Source organism: Bartonella sp. MU37NMGALS, from assembly GCF_042194015.1.
GTDB lineage: Bacteria > Pseudomonadota > Alphaproteobacteria > Rhizobiales > Rhizobiaceae > Bartonella > Bartonella grahamii.
On sequence record NZ_JBHIML010000059.1, the window covers coordinates 1 to 2,027 of the forward strand.

Annotated in this window: 1 protein-coding gene; it reads left to right on the forward strand. The window is 37.8% G+C overall.

Annotation, left to right across the window (positions count from 1 at the left end):
* Positions 1-2,027, forward strand: a 2,027-nt coding sequence (locus ACFIJP_RS08830; protein ID WP_375627027.1) for a helicase-related protein, incomplete at both ends; no start/stop codon positions are given.

The window sequence follows — 2,027 nt, forward strand, 5'->3', positions numbered from 1 at the left end:
ATCAAGGTTCATGATAACAGCATCATTCGAGGTAAAAAACGGCTGTATATGACAGCAACGCCCAAGATCTTTACCGACAAGCTGAAAAAAAAGGCTGACGCATCTGATGCCGTTCTAGCGTCCATGGATGATGAAGAGCTCTATGGGAAAAATCTTTACACTTATACTTTTTCAAAAGCTCTAAAAGATAAGCTTTTAACATCTTATAAAGTTATCGTCTTAGCTGTTGATGAAGCAATTATCAATGCAACGATTCAGAAGCGGCTTAAAGATAAAAATTCCGAACTTATTCTTGATGATACAACCAAAATCATTGGCTGCTACAAAGCACTTTCCCAAATAGAAAAGAAAGAAGAAGATGGCATAAAACCTATGCGTCGTTCTCTGGCTTTTTGTAAAAATATCAATACGTCTCAACTAGTTAGCGAACTATTCAATGACGCCATTGATGAATATCATAAATTTGTGCCGGAAAGTAAAACCTCCCTTAATTTTGAGATTGAACATATTGATGGAACCTTTAATGGCAAAAAACGTAATAAATTACTTGATTGGCTTAAAGAAGATACAGATGAGAATAACTGCCGTGTATTAACCAATGTCCGCTGTCTCTCTGAAGGGGTGGATGTCCCTGCTCTTGATGCGGTTATGTTTTTACACCCGCGTAAAAGTCATGTGGATGTGATACAGGCTGTGGGGCGTGTGATGCGCCGCGCAGAAGGTAAAACAACAGGCTACATTATTTTACCCGTTGGTATTCCCTTTAATATTCCACCACAACAGGCTTTAGAAAACAATACAAAGTATGATGTCATCTGGCAAGTTCTCAATGCTTTGCGTGCTCATGATGACAACTTTAAAAACAAAATAAAAGCCTTAGAGCTGGACCAAGATGTTCGTCATGTGTTTGAGATTGTAGGGGTCACTTTTGACCCTGCTTTACAAGCAATGACCGCAGTTGTTGACGAACTCTCTTTCCACGCGAAATCGGAAAGTGCTGGGCTTCATATTGGTTCAGTAGCAAGTGAAAATTCTCATAGGTATGGAGGACAAAAAGAATTCGAGTTTTATGTTGATGAATTATCGCGTGCTATTAAGCCCATCATTGTCAAAAAATGTGGAGAGCCTAATCAATGGGAAAAATGGGCAGGCAATGTGGCTGCAATTGCACAAAATCATATTATCCGTCTTAAAAGCATACTCGCTGATAAAAAGAGTGAAGCTTATCGCGCCTTTCATGCCTTTCATAAAGAATTAAAGAACGGTTTAAATGACAGTATCGAGCAAGAGGATGCACTTGAGATGTTGGCGCAACACCTTGTGACACGTCCTATTTTTGAATCCTTGTTTGATGGAAATGAGTTTGTGCAAAACAATGCCATTTCACAAGCCATGGAAAAGATCTTAAGAGAACTTGATAAGATGAATATCAAAGACGAAGCCAAAGATCTTGAAAAGTTTTATCAAAGTGTAAAGGATGATACAGAGGGTATTATTGAAACGCGAGCAAAACAGAATCTTATTATCAAACTTTACGAAGATTTTTTTACCAAGGCATTCAAAAAGACAACAGATAAACTTGGGATTGTTTATACGCCTATTGAAATAGTTGATTTTATCTTACATTCCGTCAATGATGTTTTAGAGCAAGAGTTTGGACAAAGCTTAAGTTCTCGAGGCGTTTCTATTCTTGACCCTTTCACTGGAACGGGGACCTTTATCACACGGCTATTACAATCCAATCTCATCAAACCAGAGGATATGGAATATAAATTCCGTCATGATATTCATGCCAATGAGATTGTTTTGCTTGCCTATTACATAGCAGCGATTAACATTGAATCGACCTATCATAGTCTTATGAAAGGTGAGTATATCCCTTTCAAGCATATTGGTTTGGCTGATACGTTTCAAACGCTTAAAGAAAAAAACTTGATAGACGGTATACTCAAAGAAAACAGTGAATATTTAGAACACCAGAAAAATCTGAACATCAAAGTTATCTTTGGTAATCCCCCTTACTCGGT